Annotated in this window: 20 protein-coding genes; 11 read left to right on the top strand and 9 right to left on the bottom strand. The window is 68.1% G+C overall.

What is annotated here, in order from left to right; all coding sequences use genetic code 11:
• The first annotated feature begins 44 nt into the window (after positions 1–44).
• Entirely contained in the window at positions 45–1,466 is a 1,422-nt protein-coding gene (locus tag E0H50_RS03055) for a CCA tRNA nucleotidyltransferase (protein ID WP_131285039.1), read from the top strand.
• On the opposite strand, the gene E0H50_RS03050 is transcribed toward E0H50_RS03055, so the two are convergent.
• Positions 1,441–2,235: an aminotransferase class IV gene (locus E0H50_RS03050; protein WP_131284442.1), complete on the bottom strand. Its 795-nt coding sequence runs from the start codon at positions 2,233–2,235 to the stop codon at positions 1,441–1,443. The genes E0H50_RS03055 and E0H50_RS03050 overlap by 26 nt on opposite strands.
• Before the next feature lie 18 nt (positions 2,236–2,253).
• Between E0H50_RS03050 and E0H50_RS03045 the strand changes: the two genes are divergently transcribed.
• On the top strand, positions 2,254–2,871 hold the full coding sequence (locus E0H50_RS03045; RefSeq protein ID WP_131284440.1) for a YgjV family protein: 618 nt from the start codon (positions 2,254–2,256) through the stop codon (positions 2,869–2,871).
• A 225-nt stretch (positions 2,872–3,096) separates the two neighbouring features.
• On the opposite strand, the gene E0H50_RS03040 is transcribed toward E0H50_RS03045, so the two are convergent.
• Both E0H50_RS03040 and E0H50_RS03035 read right to left on the bottom strand, forming a co-directional pair.
• Positions 3,097–3,546 carry a GNAT family N-acetyltransferase gene (locus E0H50_RS03040; RefSeq protein WP_131284438.1) on the bottom strand — a complete coding sequence of 150 codons (450 nt, stop codon included), beginning with the start codon at positions 3,544–3,546 and terminating at the stop codon, positions 3,097–3,099.
• 125 nt (positions 3,547–3,671) lie between these two features.
• Positions 3,672–5,567 carry a discoidin domain-containing protein gene (locus tag E0H50_RS03035; protein ID WP_131284436.1) on the bottom strand — a complete coding sequence of 632 codons (1,896 nt, stop codon included), beginning with the start codon at positions 5,565–5,567 and terminating at the stop codon, positions 3,672–3,674.
• A 113-nt stretch (positions 5,568–5,680) separates the two neighbouring features.
• Here E0H50_RS03035 and E0H50_RS03030 point away from each other — a divergent pair, with 113 nt between their 5' ends.
• The gene (locus E0H50_RS03030) at positions 5,681–6,703 is read left to right on the top strand and encodes a LacI family DNA-binding transcriptional regulator (protein ID WP_238150735.1); all 1,023 of its coding nucleotides are present in this window, start codon (positions 5,681–5,683) and stop codon (positions 6,701–6,703) included.
• Between the two features lie 39 nt (positions 6,704–6,742).
• On the top strand, positions 6,743–8,197 hold the full coding sequence (locus E0H50_RS03025; RefSeq protein ID WP_202867982.1) for a M81 family metallopeptidase: 1,455 nt from the start codon (positions 6,743–6,745) through the stop codon (positions 8,195–8,197).
• Positions 8,198–8,850: 653 nt separating this feature from the next.
• Here the strand turns inward: E0H50_RS03025 and E0H50_RS03015 are convergent.
• Positions 8,851–9,438: a TetR/AcrR family transcriptional regulator gene (locus E0H50_RS03015; protein WP_238150734.1), complete on the bottom strand. Its 588-nt coding sequence runs from the start codon at positions 9,436–9,438 to the stop codon at positions 8,851–8,853.
• A 56-nt stretch (positions 9,439–9,494) separates the two neighbouring features.
• Here E0H50_RS03015 and E0H50_RS03010 point away from each other — a divergent pair, with 56 nt between their 5' ends.
• From E0H50_RS03010 to E0H50_RS02985, 6 genes are read left to right on the top strand one after another with little or no spacing between them, the layout of a single operon-like run.
• Positions 9,495–10,736 carry an acyl-CoA dehydrogenase family protein gene (locus tag E0H50_RS03010; RefSeq protein WP_131284430.1) on the top strand — a complete coding sequence of 414 codons (1,242 nt, stop codon included), beginning with the start codon at positions 9,495–9,497 and terminating at the stop codon, positions 10,734–10,736.
• On the top strand, positions 10,733–11,512 hold the full coding sequence (locus tag E0H50_RS03005; RefSeq protein ID WP_131284428.1) for an SDR family NAD(P)-dependent oxidoreductase: 780 nt from the start codon (positions 10,733–10,735) through the stop codon (positions 11,510–11,512). The genes E0H50_RS03010 and E0H50_RS03005 overlap by 4 nt, the downstream gene beginning before the upstream one ends.
• Positions 11,509–12,567, top strand: coding sequence for a phosphotransferase family protein (locus tag E0H50_RS03000; protein WP_131284426.1), 1,059 nt, complete (start codon positions 11,509–11,511; stop codon positions 12,565–12,567). Before E0H50_RS03005 ends, E0H50_RS03000 begins: the two co-directional genes overlap by 4 nt.
• On the top strand, positions 12,568–13,221 hold the full coding sequence (locus E0H50_RS02995; protein WP_131284424.1) for a histidine phosphatase family protein: 654 nt from the start codon (positions 12,568–12,570) through the stop codon (positions 13,219–13,221).
• Positions 13,222–13,229: 8 nt separating this feature from the next.
• The gene (locus tag E0H50_RS02990; protein ID WP_131284422.1) at positions 13,230–13,973 is read left to right on the top strand and encodes an SDR family oxidoreductase; all 744 of its coding nucleotides are present in this window, start codon (positions 13,230–13,232) and stop codon (positions 13,971–13,973) included.
• Positions 13,974–14,927, top strand: a complete 954-nt coding sequence (locus tag E0H50_RS02985) for an LLM class F420-dependent oxidoreductase (protein ID WP_131284420.1) — start codon at positions 13,974–13,976, stop codon at positions 14,925–14,927.
• A gap of 343 nt (positions 14,928–15,270) precedes the next feature.
• Here the strand turns inward: E0H50_RS02985 and E0H50_RS02980 are convergent, their stop codons facing one another.
• A complete protein-coding gene (locus tag E0H50_RS02980; RefSeq protein WP_131284418.1) occupies positions 15,271–15,525 on the bottom strand; it encodes a ribbon-helix-helix protein, CopG family in 255 nt (84 codons plus the stop codon).
• A 415-nt stretch (positions 15,526–15,940) separates the two neighbouring features.
• Between E0H50_RS02980 and E0H50_RS02975 the strand changes: the two genes are divergently transcribed.
• Positions 15,941–16,438, top strand: coding sequence for a hypothetical protein (locus tag E0H50_RS02975; protein ID WP_131284416.1), 498 nt, complete (start codon positions 15,941–15,943; stop codon positions 16,436–16,438).
• A gap of 182 nt (positions 16,439–16,620) precedes the next feature.
• Here the strand turns inward: E0H50_RS02975 and E0H50_RS02970 are convergent, their stop codons facing one another.
• The 4 genes from E0H50_RS02970 to E0H50_RS02955 all read right to left on the bottom strand — a co-directional run bounded on the left by E0H50_RS02970 (position 16,621) and on the right by E0H50_RS02955 (position 20,561).
• The gene (locus E0H50_RS02970) at positions 16,621–17,259 is read right to left on the bottom strand and encodes a hypothetical protein (RefSeq protein WP_131284414.1); all 639 of its coding nucleotides are present in this window, start codon (positions 17,257–17,259) and stop codon (positions 16,621–16,623) included.
• A 21-nt stretch (positions 17,260–17,280) separates the two neighbouring features.
• Positions 17,281–17,703: an MmcQ/YjbR family DNA-binding protein gene (locus E0H50_RS02965; RefSeq protein WP_131284412.1), complete on the bottom strand. Its 423-nt coding sequence runs from the start codon at positions 17,701–17,703 to the stop codon at positions 17,281–17,283.
• 286 nt (positions 17,704–17,989) lie between these two features.
• A complete protein-coding gene (locus tag E0H50_RS02960) occupies positions 17,990–19,873 on the bottom strand; it encodes a sensor histidine kinase (RefSeq protein WP_131284410.1) in 1,884 nt (627 codons plus the stop codon).
• Entirely contained in the window at positions 19,863–20,561 is a 699-nt protein-coding gene (locus E0H50_RS02955; protein ID WP_131284408.1) for a response regulator transcription factor, read from the bottom strand. The genes E0H50_RS02960 and E0H50_RS02955 overlap by 11 nt, the downstream gene beginning before the upstream one ends.
• Positions 20,562–20,590 lie beyond the last annotated feature (29 nt).

Below are 20,590 nucleotides of genomic sequence, written 5' to 3'. Positions count from 1 at the left end.
TCCCCGTGTCACCCTTTGCCGACCAGTCAGCCTCCGCCGGATCGTTGCCCGCCGCACAGCGGCGCGCCGTCCAGGCCCTGCTGGAACTCGCTCCAGTGGTCGACGAACTGGGCCACCGGTTCGCCGACGCAGGCCACGAGATCGCCCTGGTCGGTGGTCCTGTCCGGGACATTCTCCTCGGCCGGGGGAGCAAGGATCTGGACTTCACCACGTCAGCGCACCCGGACGTGATCGAGCGGTTGCTGTCCGGCTGGGCGGACCATGTCTGGGACATCGGCAAGGCGTTCGGCACCATCGGTTCCCGGAAGGGCGAGTGGGTCCTGGAAGTCACGACGTACAGATCGGAGACCTACGATCCCACCTCGCGCAAACCGGAGGTGTCGTACGGCGACAGCCTCGAGGGGGATCTGGCGCGCCGGGACTTCGCGATGAACGCGATGGCGGTCCGGCTGCCGTCGCGGCAGTTCGTCGACCCGCACGGCGGGATGGAGGATGTCGCGCACCAGCGGATCCGGACCCCCGGTACGCCGGAGGACTCGTTCTCGGACGACCCGTTGCGGATGATGCGGGCGGCCCGGTTCGCGGCGCAGCTCGGGTTCACGCCCGACCCGGCGGTGGTGACGGCGATGACCGCGATGGCCGACCGGATCACGATCGTGTCCGCCGAGCGGGTCCGCGACGAACTGGAGAAGCTGATCTGCGCGGACCACCCGCGGATCGGGCTCGACCTGCTGGTCTCGACCGGGCTGGCCGAGCACGTGCTGCCCGAACTGCCGGCGCTGCGGCTGATGAAGGACGAGCACCATCGGCACAAGGATGTGTACGAGCACTCACTCACCGTCCTCGATCAGGCCATCGATCTGGAATCGCGGCTATCGGTGGAGACGCCCGATTTCGTCGTTCGGTTCGCGGCGCTGATCCACGACATCGGGAAACCGAAGACGCTGAAGTTCGAGGGCGCGCGGAAGGTGACGTTCCACCACCACGACGTGGTCGGGGCGAAACTGGCCCGGAAGCGGATGAAGGCGCTGCGGTTCAGCAACGAGCAGATCGAGCAGGTCAGCAAGCTGATCGAGCTGCACCTGCGCTTCCACGGGTACGGCGACGGCGAGTGGACGGACTCCGCCGTACGCCGCTACGTCCGCGACGCCGGCGACCAGCTCGAGCGGCTGCACATCCTGACCCGCGCCGACTGCACCACCCGCAACCGCCGCAAGGCCGACTCCCTCCGCGCCGCGTACGACGACCTGGAAACCCGCATCGAGCGCCTCCAGGAACAAGAGGAACTGGACGCCCTCCGCCCCGACCTCGACGGCAACCAGATCATGCAGATCCTCGCCATCGGACCCGGCCGCGAGGTCGGCGAGGCCTACAAGTTCCTGATGGAACTGCGCCTCGACCAGGGCCCCCTCGGCGAAGACCGAGCCCGCGAAGAACTCCTCAACTGGTGGTCTCAGCGCTCCTGATCGGCTGGGCGGGCACGGCCGCGTAGGCCTTCGCGAGGACAGCAGCCGAGGCCGGGTGTGGCTCGTACGTCGTGGTGCCGTCCTTGGTGGTGATCGAGGCGACGGGCAGCGCCGGGTCGATCGAGTTGGTGAGATACGCGGCGTCGTACGTCTTCAGGCCGGCGAGCGGGACCGGGGTGGTCGTGTAGTCGTCCAGGCCGCGCTGGAGGGTCTGCTGGCGGATGCCGGGGAGTGCCGGCGCCGACGGGAAGACGAGGTGGGTGCCGCGGGCGAAGCAGAGGTTCCAGATGGAGGCTTCGGAGAGTTCGCCGGTTGCGGTGTGGAAGACGGCGTCGTCGTACCCGGCCTGTTCGGCGGCGCGGGCGTAGTACGTGAGGTCGAACGTGCCGGTGTGCTTGAGGTGCGGTACGGCGCGTTCGTGCTCGTAGGCGAGCAGACGAAGCGGACGGGTGCCGGGAGCCACAGGCGGGCCCACCCGCGTCAGTAGGTGGAGTTCGTCGTCGGCGAAGACGTTCACGCGGATCGAGAGATCGCCGGAGCCGGCCTGGTCGAGGGCCGCGCGCAGGTCGGCGTGGACGCGGTCCTCGGGGAGCGGCCGGCCGAAGACCTCCCGCGTGCTGCGGTCCAGCCGCTCGAAGTGCAGGTCCAGCCCGTCGACCTGACCGTCACGCACCTGCATCGAGGTGAAGTGACCGTACGACGTTGCTCGCAGCACCATCGGGTCGACCATCGGCAACGGGGCGCCGTCCAGCAGCAAGAAATCGCTCACCCGCACTAGTCTCGCGGTGTGGACGTTTGGAGCATCATCGGGTGGGGCGGATCCGCGCTGGTCGTGTGGTCGTTGCTGCAGACCCGCATCCTGCGGTTGCGGGCCCTGAACCTGATCGGCTGCGTGATCCTGGTCGGGTTCAACGCGGTCGTCGGCGTCTGGCCGATGGTCGGTATGAACGCGGTCCTCGCGGTCATCAACGTCGTCCATCTCTGGCGGCTGCTCCGGCACCGGCACGACGACGCGGAGTACCAGGTGCTGCCGGTGAACTCGGCGGACGCGTACCTCGGTTACGTCCTGCAGCGGCACCAGAAGGACATCACCCGGTTCAACCCCGGGTTCACGCTCGCCGCGAGTCCGTACGCGTTCCTCGTCCAGCACGGCGACCGCACCGTCGGCGTCGTCCTCGCCCACGACGCGGGCACCGGCCGAGCTCAGATCGACCTCGACTACGTGGTGCCGAAGTACCGCGACTTCACCCCGGGCGAGTTCGTCTACCGCCGTAGCGACGTCTTCACCGACCAGGGCTTCCACCAGGTCATCGCCCCGCCCCGGATGCGCGACTCCACGCCGTACCTCAAGAACCTGGGCTTCCACCGCGAAGGCGAAGACCTGGTGCTGAACCTGCCGCAATAGCCACCAGCCGCGCCATCCGGGAGTCACCGGGTGCCCCGGTCGTCTGTGAACGGGGAGGATTTGTGCTGCCGGTTCGGCGGAATGCAGCTACTGGTGAGCGAGGTCGGCCGGTTGCCGGGGGAACTGACACGTTCCGGTTGCTGGGAACAGGGAATATCAGGTGTAAGCCCACCAGAACCTGTCGCACGGCCCCGCAGTTCGGACTGGAGCGCCGGCCGCCAGGACCTAGAGGTCCTTGGCGTAGCAGAGGGAGGCGGCCTCGTTCTCGAACGGCGGGTACGGCGGGGTTGGGTGGTAGCCGTGGTTCGTGTAGAGGGCGATTGCCTCGACCTGCTTGGTGCCGGTCTCTAGGCGGAGTCTGGTGAGTCCTGCTGCCCGGGCCTGCGCCTCGACGACCTCGAGAAGCATCCGGGACAGGCCCCAGCCGCGGGCGGACGGCACGACGTACATCCGCTTGATCTCGCCGAGACCGGGCGCGACGGGCTGGAGTCCGACGCAGCCGACCGATCTTCCGTTCAGCGTCAGTAGCGTGAACGCGATGTCCGGATGCAGAGCGACCAGCGGCTGGTCCGCGCCGTACATCGCCGCCAGCTCGGCCTGTTGCGCGGTGGTCAGCGTCAGCACCTCCGCGTCGGTCGGCGGTGCCGGTCGCAGTTCCACACCCTCGATCACCATGGCATCGGACGGTAGCAACCTGGCATGACGCTCCTGTTTCCGTTTCCTCTCCGTGGTCTGATGTGCGAGTGAGGACGTTGCAGCAGATCGCCGCCGGAGTACGGGACAGCGCGCTGGATCGAGGCTCAGCGGTAGAGGCGCACGTCGGTCAGGCTCCACCAGTTGCCGGCGGTACCGGTCTGCGTGATCCGGACGTAGCGCGCCCGCGTCGGCGGGAGATCGATCGTCGTCAACTGGCTGTTCGACGTACCGCCGGCAACCGTCCGCCAACTGCTCCCGTCGTTGCTGACAGCAACCGATTGGCCGTGCGCGTGGTCGCCGATGTTCCCGCCGCTGTCCAGCGCGACCTGCCGGAACGTCTGCGCCTTGACAAGGTCGACCTGCACCCACTGACCGGGGGCCTGCGGCGCCTTGCTCTGCCACACGGTCGACCCGTCCGCGTCGACCAGCATCCCGGCATCGGCGCCGTTCACGCTCGCCGTCGCGCTCTCGAGCGGGAGCTCGCGCGGCACGTCGGCCGACGTCCTTCCCCAGGTGTACGTCGCAATCGACCCGCCCGGCAGCTCGTACTCGAAGGACCGGTCCCCGACCGCCACCGCGAACGACCGCGGCTCGTCGTTCTCGTTGTGCACCAGGAGCGCCGTCGTCCCGTCGGGATTGCGGAACGCGGCCGACATCAGTTGCCCGTTCCATCCGGTCGTCCCGTACGACGTACTCCCGATCCGTACCGCGCCCGGCTTCACGAACTTCGACAGGTGGCCGATCGTGTAGTACTCCGCGTCCGTCGACACGGAACCGTCCGGCTGCAGGGTGACCAGGCCGGTGCAGGTGTCGCAGCCGCCGAGATGCGGGCCGCCGGTCGAGTCGAGCGCGATGTTCCAGTTGACGACCGACTTCGCCCAGTTGCGCGTCGTACCGAGCATCAACGTGCGCGCGTGCCAGGTGAGCGTGCCGCGGAAGATCTGCGGCGGGGTGTCGTTCGGCCCGTGCGAGCCGGAGCATTCGGTGAACCAGATGCCCTTCGACGGGAACGCATTGTGCAGATCGGTCTGCTTGGACGGGTCGCCGGAGTAGCAGTGGTACGCCGTACCGGCGATCCACTTCGCCGCCGACGTCTGCAGCAGTTTGTACGGGTAGTCGGTCTCCGGGTCCTCACCAGGCGGGGTGGAGGCGATGTCACCGGGGTGCGTGGTCCAGTTGTGGTCGTAGCCAAGGATCTTCGTCCGTGGACTCGCCTTCTGCAGCAGTGGACCCAGGGCGGTGATCACTGCTGCTTCCTGACGAACCGGCAGGTCTGTGCCTGGGTACGCGCTCGGCTTGCGGTTCTGCGGCTCGTTCTGGATGGAGAGGAAGTCGACCGGTACGCCGGCTCGCGTGTAGGCCTGGACGAACTTCACCAGGTAGCGCGCGTACGCGTCGTACACCTTGGGGTCGTCCTTCAGCCGGCCGCCGACGAGCGAGTCGCCGGTCTTCATCCACGCCGGCGGGCTCCACGGCGTCGCCATCACCTTGAGCGCCGGGTTGAGCTGTTTGGCGCGCCGAAGCAGCGGCAGGACCTGCTGTTCGTCATGGGCGATGCTGAACCGCTTGAGGCCGAAGTCGGTCTGGCCGGCGGGTACGTCGTCGTACGTGTAGTGCTCGGCCGCGGCCGTGAAGTCGGACGAGCCGACCGGCTGCCGCAGGAAGCTGACGCCGATACCGGCCCGCGGGTCGAACAGCTTGCGCAGCGTCTGCTCGCGGTCGGCCGGACTGAGGCGGTACAGCACGCTCGCGGACGAGTCGGTGATCGAGGCGCCGAAGCCGTCCATGGTCTGGTACGTCGTCCGCGGGTCGACCGTGATCGTGGTCCGCTCGCTCGCGCCGCGGTGGAACGAGACCGGCGCGCGTTCGTGGAGCAGTTCGGCGCGGTCGGGCGTGGTGACCCAGACATCGACCTGGGTCGTCGGGGGATGGGCCTGGGCAGGTCCGGTGAGTGACGCCACCGTGAGAGCAAGGGCGGCGCCGAAGGCGGGTGTTCTCATCGCACTCCTCAGGGACGAAACAAACGGCCTCAGGACACGCCCGTGATCGAGCACTGTCAAGGTCTGGGAGCGCGGGTCTAGAGTGCTGAGCGTGAAACAAAGCGATGTAACAAATGCCGCGCGCTAGAGCGACGATGCGCGACGTCGCGGCTGCGGCCGGGGTGTCGCTCGCGACCGTGTCCCGCGTGGTCAACCAGCTCGGCGGCATCGCGCCGGAGACTCGACGGCTGGTGGAGCAGGCGATCGAGGAGCTCGGGCTGCCCGGGCCCGTGCCGCGGGGCGGTACGCCGAAGCCCGTCGAGGGCGCCGTCTACGTCCGCTGCCCGTACGTGCTCACCGACTACTTCGGCCTGATCGTTTCGTCGATCGCCGAGGCTCTGGACCGGCATGGCCGGCAGGTGATCCTCAACGCCGGCGAGGCCACGCAGCAGGATCCGGCGCTCGCGAGCCTGGCCTCCCGGCGGGGGATCGGCGGGGCGATCCTGATCCTTCCGCCGGAGCCGAGCGAGGACCTGGTCCGGCTGAGTTCGCGACGGTTCCCGTTCGTCGTCGTCGATCCGCGGACGGCGCTGCCTCGCGACATCCCGTCCGTGTCCGCGGCTCACCACTCCGGCGCCCGGCAACTCACGGCGTACCTGACGGGACTCGGGCACACCCGGATCGGCGTGATTGCGGGGCCGCGCGAGTGGCTGGCCGCCGACGCGCGGCTGAGCGGCCATTCGGCGGCGCTCGCGGACGTCGGCATCCTCCCCGACCCGGCGCTCGTTCGGCACGACCAGCCGACCACGCAGCACGGGTACCGGGCCGCCGGCGAGCTGCTCGACCTCGTTCCCCGGCCGACCGCGCTGGTCGCGTTCAACGACAAGGCCGCGATCGGCGCGCTGCAGGCCGCGGCCGAACGCGGGCTCTCGGTCCCGCGGGACCTCTCGATCGCCGGCTTCGACGACCTCGATCTCGCCCGCGCGACGACACCGCAGCTGACCACCGTCCGGCAACCGTTGCAGGAGATGGGCCGGATGGCCGTCAGCCTGCTGATCCGGTTGCTGGAGCGCCACGAGGTCGAGGCGCTGCACGTCGAGCTGGCGACCGAGCTCGTCGTCCGCGGATCGACCGGAGTGTCCACAATCGGCGGTTAGTCGATGCGCGAAAGGGCTCGGTTGTGGCAAGTTTTGGGCATGAACCTTCGGATCGGCATTGCCGGGATCGCCATCGAGTCCAGCACGTTCTCGCCTCACCGGGCCGGCCTGGCCGATTTCGACGTACGGCGTGGTGACCACCTGCTGGAGCGGTACGACTTCCTCGGCAAGGACTGGGCGCAAGGCATCGAGTGGGTCCCGCTGCTGCACGCGCGGTCCCTTCCGGGCGGCGCCGTGCTGCCGGAGGTGTATGACGAACTCTCCGCGGAGATCATCACGCGCCTCGAGGACGCCGGCCCGCTGGACGGGCTGTTCTTCGACATCCACGGCGCGATGAGCGTCGTCGGGAGGCAGGACGCGGAGGCCGACCTGGCCACGCGGATCCGGTCCGTGCTCGGTCCGGACGTCCTCGTGTCCGCGTCGATGGACCTGCACGGCAACGTGTCCCGCGAACTCGGTACGGCCGTCGATCTGATCACCTGCTACCGGATGGCGCCGCACGAGGACGCGATGGAGAGCCGCGAGCGGGCACTGCGGAACCTGGTGGAGCGGCTGCGGGCCGGACTCGGGAAGCCGGGGAAGGCGTGGATCCAGGTGCCGGTGCTGCTGCCGGGCGAGAAGACGTCGACGCGACTCGAGCCGGCCAAGTCGATCTATCGGCGCGTGGGCGAGATCGCGGATGAGCCCGGCGTACTGGATGCCGCTGTCTGGGTTGGGTATGCGTGGGCTGATGAGCCGCGGTGTCGTGCTGCGGTGGTTGTCACGGGCGACGACCACGCGTTGATCACCGAGCGCGCCGCTGAGTTGGCGAAAGCGTACTGGGATGCTCGCGACGGGTTCGCGTTCGTGGCGCCGACCGGGACGCTGCAGGAATGCGTCACGGCCGGGCTCGCCAGCACGGCCCGCCCGTTCCTGATCAGCGACTCCGGTGACAACCCGACCGCCGGTGGTGCGGGCGACACGTCGTGGACTCTTGGTCAGCTGCTGACGATCGAGGAGTTGACGGCCGGTAAGGCGACGGCGATCCACGCCAGCATCGCCGACGCCGAGGCGGTCGCCGCCTGTGTCGCGGCCGGCGTCGGGAACCCGGTAGAGGTCACCGCCGGCGGCAAGGTCGACTCCGGTCCGGCCGGACCGGTCGCACTGTCCGGCACCGTGTTCTCGATCTCCCAAGATCCCGTTGGTGGCACCGTCGCGGTCGTCCAGGTCGGCGGCCTGCACTCGATCCTCACCACCCGCCGCAAGCCGTACCACCACCTCGCCGACTTCACCCTCCTCGGCCTGGACCCGGCAACCACCGACCTGGTCATCGTCAAGATCGGCTACCTGGAACCAGAGCTCTACAACCTCGCCGCCGACTGGCTCCTCGCCCTCACCCCCGGCGGCGTGGACCAGGACCTCCTCCGCCTGGGCCACCACGGCGTACTCCGCCCCCTCTTCCCCTTCGACCCGGACATGGCCGACCCAAACCTGACCCCAGAACTCCTGCCGTAGCCCAGCCCACGCAATCTCTGGGATGACGTCGAATCAGCACACCAGGCTCGGGTCACAGCCGCCAAGCCCGCCTGCAGCCAACGGGACGCTCGGGTAGGTCGGTGGCGCGAGGTGCCTAGCCCGCAGTCGAACGCGGGGGATTCCACAATCCGGCCCTTGCGACTGATGTGTGGGTGGTTGGCGCGGCCCGGCGGCCGAGTGTGCATTCTGACAGGACGTGTCGAGTGGATGGGTAGTGCACCTGAGCGCGATCGCGCCCGCGCGTACGGCGTCCCACCGGTGCTCCACCTGTCGAGCCGCCCCCGCGCCCCCGCAAACCCCGCGGCTGCCCAGGCCTCCCCAAACCAGTTCGGGGAGCCCCGCACCCCGAAAACGGCAGGTGATCCTCCCCAAACCGGTTTGGGGGGTTTGTACCTGCGGCCCGGCGCGGTCCGCCGTACACCGGTCACCTGCAACGCCCCTCACACGAGGAGCCGCCGGACCCGATCGATGCCGCTGGTGACCGACCACCCGGCCGATAGCGGCAACCGGGAACACGCATTGGGGACCGGGAACAGGCCATGGTGACTGGGGACAGGTAATACCAGGTGCCTACCCGCCATTGCCTGTTGCATCATCGCGGATCGGCCCACAATCCCTGTGTCGGCTCCGATCTACAGCTTGCGTAGCAGGTGGAGGGCCTCGGTCGCGTGGTCGATAAGGGTGTCGGCGGTGTACGGGCGGTCCTTCTCGGGAAGGCCGGACCACTCGATGGCCAGGTCCTCGGTGTACGAGAGCCAGGCGTGCACGCGGAGGTACTCGCGGGACGCGGGCTCGTCGGCGACCTCGGGGGTGCCCAAATAGGTGAGGATGCGCTTCGTGAGGCCCGCGCGCGTCTCGTCGTACACCTCGACCGCGTAGTCGTCGCCGCCGGCGGCACCTCGGACGAACGAGATATAGGCGGTACGCCGACGCGCGATGAACGCGACGAACTGGACCAGCATCTCGCGGAGCTGCTGCTCTGGCGCGAGCCGCTCGTCCGGCTTGGTGACGCGGAGCAGGCGGCGGCCGGCCGCGGCGATGACGGCGAGGTAGTAGTCGCGCTTGCTCGGGAAGTAGTGGAACAGCAGCCCGCGGGAGATTCCGGCCTCGGCGGCGATGGCGTCGATGGACAGCTCATGGATCGGTTGGTCGCGCAGCATCATCAAGCCGATTTTGACCAGTTGCTTCTTGCGGTCCTCCGCTGACAGCCGGTGATCCATGCTATTGAGCATTGCTTAGACGCTGAGCTACGGTCAAGCCGAGGAGAGGAGTCTTGATGGGGTTCGAACCTTCGGCCCGCGCTCAGGATCTGATCGGCCGCGTGGACACCTTCCTGCGCAGCGAGATCGAGCCGGTCGAGGCGGAACTGCACACCGCGATCCGCACCGCCGGTGACCCGTGGCAGCCGCAGCCGATGATCAAGGACCTGCAGGCGAAAGCCCGTGACGCAGGCCTGTGGAACCTGTTCCTCCCGCCCGCGGAACCAGGCAACGAGCAGTACGGCGAGGGTCTCAGCAACCTCGACTACGCCCCGATCGCGGAGCTGACCGGCCGGTCGTTCATCGCGCCGTACATCTTCAATTGCAACGCCCCGGACACCGGGAACATGGAGGTCCTCCTCCGGTACGGCGACGACGACCAGAAGAAGCGCTGGCTCGAACCGTTGCTGGACGGCACGATCCGCTCCGCGTTCTGCATGACCGAGCCCGAGGTCGCGTCCTCCGACGCCACCAACATGCAGGCGACTGCCGTCCTCGACGGCGACGAGGTCGTGATCAACGGCCGCAAATGGTGGAGCACGGGCGTCGGCCACCCGGACTGCCAGCTGCTGATCTTCATGGGCCTGACGGATCCTGACGCCCACCGGTACGCGCGCCACACCATGGTCCTTGTCCCGCGCGACACCCCGGGCGTGAAGGTCGAGCGCCTGCTGCCCGCGATGAGCAGGTACGACGAACCGCACGGCCACGGCGAGGTGTCGTTCACCGAGGTGCGGGTGCCGGCCGCGAACATCCTGGTCGGACCGGGCAGGGCGTTCGAGATCGCCCAGGGCCGGCTCGGACCGGGCCGCGTGCACCACTGCATGCGGCTGATCGGCCTGGCCGAGAAGGCGCTCGAGCTCGCCCTGCAGCGCGGCACCAGCCGGACCGCGTTCGGCAAGCCGCTCGTCAACCTCGGCGGCAACCGGGAGCGGATCGCGGACGCGCGGATCGCGATCAACCAGGCACGGCTGCTCGTCCTGCAGACGGCGTACCTGCTGGACACGCAGGGGCTCGCGGGCGCCTTGAGCGAGGTCAGTCAGATCAAGGTCGCCGTGCCGCGGATGGCGCAGGACGTGATCGACATGGCAATCCAGTTGCACGGCGGCGGTGGGCTGTCCGACGACTTCCCGCTCGCGGCCGCGTGGACCAGCGCCCGCGCGTTGCGGCTGGCCGACGGCCCGGACGAGGTGCATCGTGGGGTGATCGCGAGGATCGAGCTCGCGTCGTACCTCGCGGCTGCTCAGGAGGCCAAGTGAGTCGGGTTCTCGTCACCGGTGCCGCGAGCGGTCTGGGCGCAGCACTGGTCGCGCGGTTCGTTGCCGACGGCCACCAGGTGCTCGGCACCGACGTGTCGCCGGACGCTCCGGGGAGTACGCCGTACCTGAAGCTGGACGTGCGCAGCCCGGCGGACTGGGACGCCGCGGTCGCGTGGTGCGAGGAGAACTGGGACGGTCTGGACATCCTGGTGAACAACGCCGGGATCGCGACCGGTGGGCGGATCGACGTCGAAACCCTCGACGAATGGGACCGGGTCGTCGACATCAACCTGATGGGCGTCGTCCGCGGCTGCCGCGCGTTCGTGCCGCTGTTCAAACGGCAGCGCTCCGGTCAGATCGTCAACACCGCGTCGGCGGCCGGTCTCGTCCACCCGCCGATGATGAGCTCGTACAACACGGTGAAGGCCGGTGTCGTCGCGCTCTCCGAGACGCTCTCGCACGAGCTCGGTCCGTACGGCGTGAACGTGTCGGTGGTCTGCCCGTCGTTCTTCCGCACCAATCTCGCCGACTCGATCCGCGGCGCGGACAGTGCGATGGGAGCGACCGCGCGGCACCTGATCGAGAAGTCACCGCGCTCCGCGGACGACATCGCGGCCGTCGTCATCGCCGGCATCAAGAAGAAACAGCACCTGATCATCCCGGACCGGCCGGCGCAGCTGGCCTACTGGACGAAGCGGTTCGTACGACCGCTGTACACCCGGCAGATGCGCCGCATCGCCGCCCGCGCCCACGAACGCGCTGAGACCAGGCGGTGACAGGGGTGCCGGACGGCGCCCGGGCGGTGCGGGACGAGGACGCGTTCGACGTACCCGCGGTGGACGCCTGGCTGCGGCAGCAGACCTCGGTGCCGGACGGACTTCCCGAGGTGAAGCAGTTCTCGGGCGGCGCGTCCAACCTCACCTATCTGTTGAGCTATCCGGGCCATGACCTGATCCTGCGCCGTCCGCCGAAGGGGACGAAGGCGAAGAGCGCGCACGACATGGGCCGCGAGTACCGGATCCAGGCCGGCCTCAAACCGGTGTTCCGGTACGTCCCGGAGATGGTTGCCCACTGCAAGGACGAGACGATCGTCGGCTCCGAGTTCTATGTCATGGAACGGGTGGTCGGGACGATTCCCGGGCATCACGCGCTGGGCGTCGACCTCACTCCGACGCAGACCCGGCAGCTGGGTTTCACGTTGATCGACACGCTCGCCGAGCTGCACGCGGTCGACCCCGCCGCGGCCGGTCTGTCCGACCTCGGCCGCGGCGCGGGGTACGTCGAGCGCCAGGTCAGCGGCTGGTCCGAGCGTTATCGCAAGGCGAAGACGTGGAACGTGCCGAGCTACGAGCGCGTGATGGCCTGGCTCGCCGCGCATCAGCCGGCCGACGTCCGGACCTGTGTGATCCACAACGACTTCCGGCTCGACAACGTCGTACTGGCGCCGGACGATCCGCTGCGCGTGGTCGGCGTACTGGACTGGGAGCTGGCCACGCTGGGGGATCCGTTGATGGATCTCGGTGGTGCGCTCGCGTACTGGGTGCAGGCCGATGACGACTGGGCGTTCCGCCGGTTCCGGCTGCAGCCGTCGGATGCACCCGGCATGCTCACCCGGGACGAGATCGTGGACTACTACCTGAAACGGTCCGGGCTCACGATGGAGAACTGGGCGTTCTACGAGGTGTTCGGGCTGTTCCGGCTGGCGGTGATCGCGCAGCAGATCTACTACCGCTACCACCACAAGCAGACCCGCAACCCGCGCTTCAAGAACTTCTGGCTTCCGGTGAACCTGCTCGAGCGGCGCTGCCGCCGGATCATGCGGCAGGCGTGAGTGGCAGCCATCTATCTGATCCGGCACGCCCAGGCGTCGTTCGGTGCGCGTGACTACGACAAGCTCTCGGTGCTCGGCGAACAGCAGGCGGTACGGCTCGGCCGAACGCTGGCGGAGGTGAAGCCGGAGCTTGTCGTGTCCGGCTCAATGCGTCGGCACCAGCAGACGGCTTCCCTGGCGGGATTCGCCGCGGAGGTGGATCCGGGGTTCGACGAGTTCGATCACCAGGAGGTGCTCGTCGCCCACAAGCCGGCGTACAAACGGCACACGGTGATGGTGGCCGACCTCGCGCGCACCGGTCATCCGAAGCGTGCTTTCCAGGACGTCTTCACCGCGGCGACCCAGCGCTGGATGGACGGTGGGGACGGGTACACCGAGACGTTCCAGGCGTTCTGTGACCGGTCCGAGGCCGCGGTACGACGGACCGCCGAGCGCCTCGGGAAGGGCGAGGCGGCGTTCGTCTTCACGTCCGGCGGGCCGATCGCGGCCGTGGTGAGCCGGCTGCTGTCCGGCGGCGACGGGCTGTGGGCGAAGCTGAACCCGGTGACGATCAACACCGCGATCACCAAGGTCGTGTCCGGCCGCGGCGGGCTGACTGTGGTGAGCTACAACGAGCATGTCCACCTCGGTGCCGACCTGCTCACGTACAGATAGGACTCCCGATGCGACGGAACCTCCTGATCACCGGCGCCAGCTCCGGGCTCGGTGCCGAGATGGCCCGGCAGTTCGCGGCGAAGGGCCACAACCTGGCGCTGACCGCCCGGCGTACCGACCGCCTGGAGGCGCTGCGCGCCGAACTGACCGAACGTTATCCACAGGTCACAGTAGTTATCCACAGCTTGGATGTGAATGATCACGACCAGGTCTTCAAGGTGTTCCGCGAGGTCGACGCGGAGCTGCCGTTGGACCGGATCGTCGTGAACGCCGGTCTCGGCAAGGGCGCTCCGCTCGGCACCGGGCGGTTCGACGCCAACCGCGACACCGCGCTGACCAACTTCGTCGGCGCGCTCGCCCAGGCCGAGGCGGCGATGGAGCTGTTCCGGGCCCGGAACGCCGGCCACTTGGTGCTGATCGCGTCGATCTCCGCTCTGCGCGGGTTCCCGAAGACGGTCACGACGTACGCCGCGACGAAGGCCGGGCTCGCCTCGCTCGGGGAAGGGCTGCGGCTGGAACTGCTGGGCAAGCCGATCAAGGTCAGCACGATCTATCCCGGGTACATCCGGTCCGAGATGAACGAGCGGGTCGCGCACGCGCCGTTCATCGTCGACACCGAGCCGGGGGTGCGCGCGATGGTGGCCGCGATCGAGGCGGAGAAGGCGAAGGCGTACGTACCGGCGCGGCCGTGGTGGCCGCTGGCCCAGGTGATGCGGTTCGCGCCGCTGCCGTTGCTGAAGAGGATGATCTGAATGCGCTGGGGTCTGACCGTTCCGCTGACCGGCGTCCCGCTGCGTGAGCATCGAGAACTGATCGCGGACCTCGCGCTGTTGGGGTACACCGATCTGTGGTCGGCGGAGGTGGCGGGTGCGGATGCGTTCACGCCGTTGGTCCTCGCGTCCGAATGGGACTCTTCGCTGCGGTTGGGGACGGCCGTCGTGCCGGTGCACACCCGCGGCCCGGCCGCGCTCGCGATGAGCGCTGCGGCGTTGGCGGATCTCGCGCCGGGGCGGTTCGTCCTCGGGATCGGGGCGTCGTCGGAGACGATCGTGACCGGGTGGAACGGGATCGCGTACGACCCGCCGCTGGCCCGGACCCGCGACGTCCTGCGGTTCCTGCGGCAGGCGTTCGCGGGGGAGAAGGTCGACGGGGAGTTCGACAGCTTCACGATCCGGCGGTTCCGGCTGGAGAAGGCGCCCGACGTACCGCCCGCGATCATGCTCGCCGCGCTCCGCCCGCAGATGCTGCGGCTGGCCGCGCGCGAGGCCGACGGCGCGATCACGAACTGGTTGTCGGCCGACGACGTACGCCAGGTTCGCGAGGAACTCGGTCCGGACAAGGAACTCGCCGCCCGCATCTTCGTCTGCGTCACCGAGGACGCGGAGATGGCCCGCAACATCGGCCGCTTCCTGATCGCGACGTACCTGACGGTCCCCGGGTACGCCGCCTTCCACGACTGGCTCGGCCGCGGCGAGATCATGAAACCGATGCGCGACGCCTGGGCCGCCGGCGACCGCAACGCCGCGATGGCCGCCATCCCCGAAGACCTCGTCGACGCCCTGATCGTGCACGGCACCCCGGCCGAATGCCGGGCCCACATCAACCGCTACGTCGAGAACGGCCTCGACACCCCGATCATCGCCACCCTCCCCACCGGCACCAACCTCTTGGAAACGGCCCGTTCCCTCGCATCCATCGAAGGGTGATCCCAGAAAGGACACCGCTTCGCGGCGGCTGACTTTCTGGCCGCCTCCGGCGGCGCGCGGACCGTGCTCTTGAGGCTCGCAGTCTCGCGGACCAAATCATGATGGGAGGTGAGCCGGAGCCAAAGCGATTGAGCATGTCCGAAGGCCGCTGAACGCGCGTGTAGGTCCAACAACGGCGAAAGGCCCACGGCGTCAGTTCGCAGCATGGACCCTTCGTAGCCAATGTGCCGCGCAGATGGCGGTTTTGTCACGTCTCGACGGAGAGACGTTTGATCAGGGGAATGGATGGACAAGGGGAGTGCCGACTCCCCGGAACATCGGTCTGCGATCCAATCTAGGCGGATCAGGCGACCAGGAGGATCTCCCGAACCCGCTCCTGACCGTTGGCGTCGGTCTCCACCACCGCCAGTTTGTTGCCCTTGTCAACTTCGTCCTCGATGAACTTCAGGACAGTGATGGCGCGTCGAATGGTCTCGGTCAACGACAGCCCTCGGCGATTCGCGAGCCAGCGCAGAGTGTCCATGGCATCTGCGGCCAGGTTGACAGACAGCCGCACAATCGCGGTGCCAACGCCAGTCTTCTCCTCAATCTTTGTCATGTAGCTCGACCTCTCAGCAGGTGGTACCGGGCACGATGCCGGTGGTCACGCTTCTCTGTGCGGAAGGGGACTCTGCAGTCTGTGCATGGCACGACGCGCACGGCGATGATGCGGGTCTCCCTTCCTGGAAGCACGCTGATCTCTCCTCTCTCGACTTACCTTGCGTCGTTACTTAACGGGTTAGGTCGGTGACCGATGGTCACACTCTGTTGTCATCCGACCACGATTCACCACGTTACATCAAATTTGGTGCAACACATACACATGAGGCACGCTCATTATCGCATCGTAACCACACGATCTACGCATCATGTGTGCCTAGGATCCGTCGATGGTATGGCATGCTGAGCCTCACCGATTCGGTCTGCCCCGGAACGGGGCGTCCCTTGCACCGATAGGAAGGAGCACTGGTCCGATGGACGAAGAAGGGACCGACTCAACGCAGCGGCCCCGCGATGGGCGTGGTTCAGCTCAGGAGGAGAACAGCCCCAAAGAGGGCGACAAGAACAGTGACAAGGAGGGAGAAGTAACCCTCAGCGAGGCTCAGGTGGCCGCGCTGCTGAAGGGCCTAGCGAGGCTCACCCGCGGTGAACCGCTCCCTCCGGCCCAACTCGACCTGTCGCGCCTCACCGGCGTGTCGGAGGAGCGAGAGAACGAGGAACCCCGGCCGATCGCCGACAATCCCGTACTCGTCAAGGGCCGCTGGCTCCAGTTGCAGTTGAAGCGTGAGGAGATCCGCGGTCGGCTGTCCATCGTCATGGTCGGCCTTGTCGGCATGGTACTGCTCGGAACTGTGATCGCGTCGTTCCGCCTGCCAGCTGCGGAGAACGTCGAGGAGCTGAAGAACCTCGGCGCAGTTCTCATCCCGGTCACGGTGGGAGCCTTGGCCGGCTACTACTTCAGCAAGAAGTAGTGGACGAATCTGGTGCGGGCCGTTCCCCGCTCCAGATCGGAAACCCAACAGGGGAGGGCCCGCCACTGGTATTGGCGGGCCCTCTTGTGGTGCATCGTCGTCGCTTGCGACGGCGTTACGGGTGTCCACACTCCTAGCACGCCAATCTCAGTCACCGGACAGAGTGGGGACCGTGCAAAAGATCAGGTCGGGCTGATCTGGAAGGCGCGGATGCAGAGGGGTTCTGGGGCGATCTCGTGGACGACGATTACGCCGGTGACCGTGGAGCCCTTGGTGGTGCCGGTCAGGGGGATAACGAAGGTTGTTTGTTGACCGACCAGTTTGCCGGCGGTGAGTTCTGTGGGCGGGGTGAGAAACGTCTTCATCAGCGTCGGGATCAGCTGCCGGGAGCTCTCACAGGCCAGTGCGGTCGCCGTTGCGGAGTTGTTGGCGTTGAGTTGGGTGACGAAACGGCGGGCGAGATCGATCGCACCTGCTGCCCCCGTGCCGGTCGTGCTCGGCCGCGCGGTGCTTGGTCGCGCGGTCGGGCGTGCAGTGGTTGGGCGCGCGGTTGGTCGGGTGGTTGTTGTGGGCTTGCCGGCGGCGGATCGGGGTGACGTGGCGGCGGTGCCGGGGTTGGGGTCCGAGGTTCGGTGGTTGCTCACGAGGCGGTAGGCGAGGACGCCGATCGCGCCGAGGGCAACCAACGCGAGGACCACGATCAGCACGATGATCAGCCCTGCGCGGCTCTTCCGCGGCGGCTGACCGTAGGTCGGCGCCGACTTGTAGTCGCCCGGCTGCGGCTGCCAGCTGTAGTTCGGGCCGGAAGGCGGTGTGCTCACAGGCTCAGTGTGACAGCGCGATCAGCTCAACCGATGCTCTCGCAGCCACATCGTTGCACGCCGGTTGGAGGCCCGGGACAGCCACGCGTCCTGGACCACCTCGGTGAGTTCCTGCCGGGTGAGTTCGCCCAGCCGGCTGGCTCGGACCAGGACCGACGGGTGGCCGTCGAAGTGCGGGGTGGAGAAGAACGGGTTCGAGTCGTCCGACAGCAGCGCGAGCTTCTCGTTCTCGGACTCGACCCAGATCATGATCACGTCGTCGTACTTGTCCCCGCTCACCGGGTCCACCGCGTCGGGTCGCGGCGTACGGAAGAACACGAACGACTTCCCGCCCACCTGGTACACGGGCCGGTCCGTCCCGTCGTCCCGCTCCCACTTGGTGACGTGCGGCATCCCCGAGGCGACCTCGTGCACATCCGCCACCCGAGCCTTCCGCGCCGCCATACCCCGAGCCTAGTCTCCTGCGGCGGAGGTGTGTGGGGAGGATTTCTGCCCCGATCCGGGAAGAAGTCCTCCCCAGTACCCGGTTTCGAGGGCCCCGCCAGGTCATGCCGCCGAGCCCCGCGCCCAAACGGCACCTCGCCCGTCAACAGCGCTCCCCAAACCAGTTTGGGGAGCGCTATAGCCCAATTCGGGCGGGTAGACCTCCCCGAACCGGTTTGGGGGCCGGTGCCGCCGGCCAGGGTCGACCCGACCTTGGACTTATGGCGCGGATCTCCGACGCGGGACTCTAGGCGGGCAGCCAGATCGTGAAGGTGGAGCCGGAGTCCGGTGAGCTGGTGACGGTGACGTGGCCTTGGTGGGCTTCGGTGAGGTGCTTGGTGATGGCCAGGCCCAGTCCGCTGCCCCCGGTGGTGCGGGTACGGGAGACGTCGGCGCGGTAGAAGCGGTCGAACAGGTGCGGGAGGTGCTCCGGCGCGATACCTGCGCCGTTGTCGGTGACCGTCAGGTTGTAACCCTGCCTGCCATCGGACTCGACAGGCCGTACGCCGACCACGACATGGCCGCCCGTCGGCGTGTAGCGGATCGCGTTCGAGACCAGGTTTCCCAGGGCCTGCCGGATCCGCGCGCCGTCGACGACCGCGAGCGAAGGGCCGGCGATCGCAGCCGTCAGCGTGATCCCGGCCGTGTCCGCGGCCGGCCCGTGCGCGGAGACGACCTGTTCGACCAACTCGGAGAGGTCACGGGAGGCCGGGTGCAGGCGGAGCATGCCGGCGTCCGCGAGGGCGAGGTCCTGAAGGTCGGCGACCAGGTGCTCGAGCAGCCCGGTCTCCTCGAGCAGTGAGGTGACCAGCGTCTGGTCGAGCGGCACCACACCGTCCTCGGACGCGACCAGGTACCCCTTGATGTTCGCCAGCGGCGTCCGCAGCTCGTGCGCAACGTCGCTGACCATCGCCTTGCGCTGGAAGTCGTGCCGCTGGATCGACTCGGCCATGTCGTTGAACGCATGCCCGAGCCGCGCCACCTCGTCCTTCCCACTCACCGGCACGCGCGCCGCGTGGTCCCCGTTGCGCATCCGCTGTGTCGCACCCGTCAGCGCCACGATCGGCCGGACCAGGCGACGTCCGGCGAAGAACATCACCAGCGCCGCGATCAGCAGCACCCCGAGCGCGGTCGCCGCCGTCCGCAGCAGTCCCTCACCGGAGAAGACGTTGAACGTGCTCTTCGCCCCGAGGTACAGCTTCGCGGGCGGAGCGACGTACGGCGTCAGCGCCTGGGCACGGGCCTGGGTGGTGCAGTCGACGAACTTGTCCGTGAAGTTGGCCTTGTCCTTGGGTTCGACCGACTTCAGTCCCCCGACGTCGTTGATGATCTGGTAGTCAATGCTCGCGGCGTCCAGACACGCGGTCGCGCGCCGGATCTCGTCGTCGTTGACGATCTTGGCCTTGGCGCTCGGGGCGTACAGTCCGGGCGAGTAGCAGGCGTCGTCCTTCGCAGCGAGACCGGGTTTCTCCATCACCCGCGCGCCGGCGAGCGACTGCGTCGACTCGACCATCACCTGCGGGACCGTCCCGCCGGTCTGCGCGACGCTCGCGGGCCTGCCCTTCGCTGTATAACAGTCCGCGACCTGCTGGGCGAGTTCTGCCCGGTTCCGCTGCTCCTCCTCGGTCAGCCCCCAGTCGAGAGCGCCCACGAACGGCGGGATCGCGGTCGCGGTCGTGACGAACCCACCCGCCCCGTCGGCCGCGATCGCCTTGCGGGCGGTGTAGACGTTCATCACGCTCGAGATGCCGGCCAGCTTGGCGCCACCGGAGTTCCGTACATCGATCGTTGCCGCCGGCACCGACGGGAGGTCGGGCGCGGCGCCGAGCTTCCGGGCCGAGTCCGCGATCACCGAGCCGTCGTCCGCGGTGACCGCGACCCTCCGGCCGAGTTTGTCGGCAAGGTCGTGCACCAGCTTGTCCACACCCGACCAGGTCGGATGATCGGCGGCGTACTTCGACAGCTGGCCGTAGATCTCGCCGTCCACCTGCAGCTGCCCGGTGTTCGCGTCGATCTCGCCCTGCAGCTTCTCCGTCGTGCTGTACGTCGCGATCACCGCGGTGGCGATCACGGCCCCGAGCGCGACCGCGAGCGACAGCCCGAGGAACCGGACCAGCACACTACGACGCATGGCTCACCGCCTGGTCCGCGAGTTTGTACCCCACGCCGTACACGGTCTTCAGGTACGTCGGTGCGCCCGATGACGGCTCGATCTTCTTCCGCAGGTTCATCACGTGGACGTCGACGGTCCGGTCGAACACGTAGTGGTCGAAGCCGAACGCGTGCTCGAGCAACTGCTGCCGCGAGAACGCCCGTCCCGGCGAGGCCGCCAGGCAGGCGAGGATCTTGAACTCGGCCGGGGTGAGCTCGACCAGCTCCCCGGCCAGCCGGACCTCGTGCCGTCCCGGGTCGATCTCGAGTTCGCCGACGCGGTACACCTCGCCCTCGGCGCGGCTGCGGGTCCGGCGCAGGACCGACCGGACCCGCGCGACCAGTTCGCGCGGGTTGTAGGGCTTGGTCAGGTAGTCGTCGGCGCCCAGGTCGAGCCCGAGCAGCAGGTCGTCCTCGGTCGAGCGGGCGGTCAGCATGATGATCGGGACATCCCCGTCCGCCCGCAGCACCCGGCAGACATCCAGGCCGTCGACCTTGGGCATCATCACGTCGAGCACCAGCAGGTCCGGGCTGCGCCGGCGGGCCTCGTCGATCGCCTCCCGGCCGTCGTGCACGACGACGGTCAGGTGCCCTTCCCGTTCGAGGTACCGCCGGATCAGCTCCGCCTGCTTGAGGTCGTCTTCGGCGACCAGGATCCGCGCTGGCATAGCTCTCAATGTCCCTGAAGTTAATGAGA

The organism is Kribbella sindirgiensis (genome assembly GCF_004331435.1).
In the GTDB taxonomy this organism is placed as follows: domain Bacteria; phylum Actinomycetota; class Actinomycetes; order Propionibacteriales; family Kribbellaceae; genus Kribbella; species Kribbella sindirgiensis.
The sequence above is the reverse complement of the archived record's forward strand: the minus strand, read 5'-3'. Positions and strand labels throughout refer to the sequence as shown.